At 67.6% G+C, this 4,062-nt stretch carries 5 protein-coding genes and 1 pseudogene; 4 read left to right on the forward strand and 2 right to left on the reverse strand.

The window, feature by feature from the left end; genetic code table 11:
* Positions 1–284, reverse strand: a pseudogene (locus VGD10_RS02755) (hydroxymethylbilane synthase); the annotation flags it as partial.
* 45 nt (positions 285–329) lie between these two features.
* On the opposite strand from VGD10_RS02755, the gene tsaD reads away from it, so the two are divergent.
* Positions 330–1,364, forward strand: a complete 1,035-nt coding sequence (tsaD, locus tag VGD10_RS02760; protein ID WP_331039267.1) for a tRNA (adenosine(37)-N6)-threonylcarbamoyltransferase complex transferase subunit TsaD — start codon at positions 330–332, stop codon at positions 1,362–1,364.
* Positions 1,361–2,347, forward strand: a complete 987-nt coding sequence (locus VGD10_RS02765) for an NAD(P)H-dependent glycerol-3-phosphate dehydrogenase (protein WP_331039268.1) — start codon at positions 1,361–1,363, stop codon at positions 2,345–2,347. The genes tsaD and VGD10_RS02765 overlap by 4 nt, the downstream gene beginning before the upstream one ends.
* A gap of 3 nt (positions 2,348–2,350) precedes the next feature.
* Here VGD10_RS02765 and VGD10_RS02770 read toward each other — a convergent pair whose 3' ends face one another.
* Positions 2,351–2,524, reverse strand: a complete 174-nt coding sequence (locus VGD10_RS02770) for a DUF1674 domain-containing protein (RefSeq protein WP_331039269.1) — start codon at positions 2,522–2,524, stop codon at positions 2,351–2,353.
* A gap of 66 nt (positions 2,525–2,590) precedes the next feature.
* On the opposite strand from VGD10_RS02770, the gene htpX reads away from it, so the two are divergent.
* Complete coding sequence (gene htpX, locus VGD10_RS02775; protein ID WP_331039270.1) at positions 2,591–3,535, forward strand: zinc metalloprotease HtpX; 945 nt, start codon at positions 2,591–2,593, stop codon at positions 3,533–3,535.
* Positions 3,532–4,062: transcription antitermination factor NusB (locus tag VGD10_RS02780; protein WP_331039271.1), on the forward strand; the 531-nt coding region annotated here is incomplete at its 3' end. The genes htpX and VGD10_RS02780, both read left to right, overlap by 4 nt.

The raw sequence follows: 4,062 nt of genomic DNA on the forward strand, positions 1-4,062 counted from the left end.
GTCAGCTCGGGCGGCCGGATCGTCTCCACGTCCTTCATCGAATGAACGGACAGATCAATGCGGCGGTCCATCAGGCAGCGGTCGAGTTCCTTTGTCCAGAGCGCCTTGCCGCCGACCTCCGCAAGCGGCCGGTCCTGGATCACGTCGCCGGTCGTGGTGATGGGGACGATCTCGATCCCATCGTCGCCCCAGCCATGCGCCGCCTTCAGCGCGTCCGCGACCATGTGGGCTTGGGCGAGCGCCAGCGGCGATCCGCGTGTGCCGATGCGAAGGGGGCGTGTCATGCGGCGCTTGTGCTAGCCGCTTCCTCTAGGGCAGGGAAGACGGCGATGAGCCTGATCCTCGGCATTGAATCCTCGTGCGACGAGACGGCGGCGGCCCTGGTGACGTCGGAACGGCGTATCCTCGCGCACAAGCTCGCGGGGCAGGAGGCGGAGCATAGGCCCTATGGCGGCGTGGTGCCGGAGATCGCCGCCCGCGCCCATGTCGAGATATTGCCGTCGCTGATCGAGGACGTGCTAGCGGAAGCGAATGTGGATCTCGGCGAGGTTGACGCGATCGCGGCCACGGCTGGTCCGGGCCTGATCGGCGGCGTCATGGTTGGGTTGGTGACGGCCAAGGGGCTGGCGCTCGCCAGCGGAAAGCCGCTCGTCGCGGTCAATCACCTTGAGGGACATGCGCTTTCGCCGATGCTGGCCCAGCCGAGTCTCGCCTTTCCCTATCTGCTGCTGCTGGTGTCGGGCGGTCATTGCCAATTGTTGTTCGTCGAAGGGGTCGGCCGCTACCGCCGCCTTGCCACCACGATCGACGATGCGGCGGGTGAAGCCTTCGACAAAAGCGCCAAGTTGCTCGGCCTCGGCTTCCCCGGCGGCCCTTCGGTCGAGAAGGCGGCGGCAAATGGCGATCCTTATGCCGTGCCTCTGCCGCGCCCGCTCGTCGGCTCAGCCGAACCGCACTTCTCCTTCGCCGGCCTCAAGAGCGCAGTGCTCCGGGCAAAGGAGTCCGGCCGCCACAGCGCGGAGGATATTGCCGCCTCCTTCCAGCAGGCGGTAGTCGATTGCCTGCTCGACCGCACCAAACGGGCGCTCGATGCCGCGGATGGAGCGAAGGCGCTCGTCGTTGCAGGCGGGGTAGCGGCCAATCAGCAGATCAGGGGCGCCCTTACTGAGCTTGCCGCATCGCATGGGCTACCCTTCGTCGCGCCGCCTCTGTGGCTCTGCACCGACAATGCGGCGATGATCGCCTGGGCAGGCGCTCTTCGGTTCGAGCAGGGGCTGGTGGACGGGCTGGAGACGCCGGCGCGGGCGCGCTGGCCGCTTGATCCGAATGCAGAGAAGGCGCGCGGGGCGGGGGTGAAGGCATGATCCGGAAAATAGGCGTGATCGGCGGCGGCGCCTGGGGCACGGCGCTCGCGCAGGTCGCGGCAGCGGGCGGCGAGGAAACCCTCCTCTGGGCGCGCGAGGAAGAGGTGGTGGAGAGCGTCAACGGCGTCCATGAGAACCGGCCGTTCCTGCCGGGCGTGGCGCTGAGCCCGGCCATCCGCGCCACCTCGGCGCTGGCGGACCTCGAAGCATGTGATGCGCTGCTGGTGGTGACGCCCGCTCAGCATATGCGGGCGGTTCTGTCGCAGCTTCCCGGTAGCGCCTCGCCGCTCATCCTCTGTGCGAAAGGCATGGAGGAATCCTCCATGAAGCTGATGCACGATGTCGCGCATGAGGCGCAGCCGGAGGCGCCGATCGCCGTCCTGTCGGGACCGACGTTCGCGCATGAAGTAGCAGCAGGCCTTCCTGCCGCCGTCACTTTCGCCGTATCCGACCGCGCTATCGGCGAAGCGCTGGTCGCGCGCCTCGCCCGTCCGAACTTCCGCCCTTATCTGTCGGACGACATAGTGGGAGCCGAGATTGGCGGTGCGGTGAAGAACGTGCTCGCTATCGCTTGCGGCGTGGTCGAGGGGCGGGGTCTCGGCCAGAACGCCCGGGCGGCCCTTATCTCCCGCGGCTTCGCGGAAATGACCCGCTTCGGCCTCGCCAAAGGCGCGCGGCTTGAGACACTGGCAGGGTTGTCGGGCCTTGGCGACCTCGTCCTTACCTGCTCCTCCACCAGCTCGCGCAATTTCAGCCTCGGCAAGGGACTGGGCGAGGGGCGGAGCGCCGCCGAGCTACTCGCCGACCGCCGCACGGTTGCGGAAGGCGCGTTCACCGCACCGGTGTTGAAGCGGGCCGCCGAAGCGGCGGGCGTAGACATGCCGATCATCGCCGCCGTCTGCGCTCTCCTCGCAGGAGAGGCGTCAGTGGATGCCGTAGTCGAACGACTTCTCTCCCGGCCCCTGAGGAGCGAAGGCGTCTAGAGCCTAAAAGTCTACGGCGATGCCCTTGTTTTCCCAGTCGCCGTAGCGGGTGGGTTCCCGCCTGTCCCTGGGGCCGCCATGCTCCTCGCCCGGCGCCACCTTCTGGGGCTCCGGCACAGGCGGGCTCTTCGACAAATGCTTGGGCGGTTTCACATGTTCGGGACGGTGGCCGGCCATGACGGTTCCGATTGATTTTGGAGCTCTTCGCACCCACATTTCGGGTGTAGAAGGGCAGAAGGCAAGATGAACGGCTTAAAGACAGTCATGCTTCTGGCGGCGCTGACCGCCTTGTTCATGGGTCTTGGCTATACGCTCGGCGGCCAAAGCGGCGCGGTGATGGCCCTGCTGTTCGCGGCGGGCATGAACCTCTTCACCTTCTGGAATGCCGACAAGATCGTGCTTCGCATGCACAAAGCGCGTGAGGTGGACGAGGCGAGCGCGCCGGAGTTCGTCCGAATCGTGCGCGAACTGGCCGCGCGGGCGCAGCTCCCGATGCCGAAAGTCTATGTGATCGACTCCCCGCACCCGAACGCCTTCGCGACGGGGCGCAATCCCGCCCATGCTGCGGTTGCGGCGACCACCGGGCTGCTTTCCATGCTCAGCCGCGACGAGGTGGCAGGCGTGATGGCGCACGAGCTTGCCCATGTGAAAAACCGCGACACTTTGATCATGACGATGACGGCCACGATTGCCGGCGCCATCTCCTTCCTCGCTAATTTCGGGCTCTTCTTCGGCGGCAACAGCGAAAATCGGGGCAACATGCTGGCGATGCTGCTCGCCGTGTTCGTCGCGCCTTTCGCGGCGATGATCGTCCAGCTCGCGATCAGCCGCACCCGTGAATATGACGCCGATCGCGGCGCGGCCGAGATAAGCGGCAATCCGCGTGCGCTGGCCTCCGCGCTCGCCAAACTTCACGAAGGCGCGCGGCGCGTGCCGAACCCGGTCAGCATGCGGAACCCCGCCGCCGCTTCGCTTTACATCGTCCCGTCGGGCACCGGCCGAGACAGCCTCTTCTCGACCCATCCGGATACCCAAAACCGGATCGCCGCGCTCCACGCGATGGCCGATGAGTTCGGCCTCGCCGCGCCGCCGCCGGTCATCGATCAGGCGCGGCCGAGAGTGTCCGCCGTCCCGTCCAGCCGCCGCCGCGCCGCCAGCGCCCTCGACCCGCTCGGACGCGAGAGCTGAGCGATAAGGATCCGATCGGCACGGCGTCCCGCCGTGCCGCGTTGCGCCTGCTCGACGCGGTGCTTCGCAAGGGGCTGCCGCTGGAGGCGGCGCTCGACATCGCCGCGCGCGATCTCGACCGCGCCGACGATCGCGGCTTTGCCCATGCCATTGTCGCCGAAACCCTCCGCCGACTGCCCGACCTCGATGCCCTGATCGACAGCGCGACCAAGAAGGCGCTGCCGGATGATGCCAAGGCGCGCTTCGCCCTCCGCATCGCGCTTGTTCAGGCGCTGGCGCTGGATACGCCGCCCCATGCCGCCATTTCGACGGTCCTGCCGCTGGTTGACGGCGGCCCGCGCAAGCTGGTCCACGGCGTGTTCGGCACGCTGATGCGGCAAGGCGCGACGCTGCCGGAAATCCCCACCCTGCCGCTGGCCGTCTCCTACCGCTGGGAGAAGAATTGGGGCGCTGCGGTGACCGAAGCCGCGGCGAAGCTGATGGCGATCCAGCCGCCCCTCGACCTCATCTTCGCCGACGACGATCCC

The organism is Allosphingosinicella sp., assembly GCF_036402135.1.
Taxonomy (GTDB): domain Bacteria; phylum Pseudomonadota; class Alphaproteobacteria; order Sphingomonadales; family Sphingomonadaceae; genus Allosphingosinicella.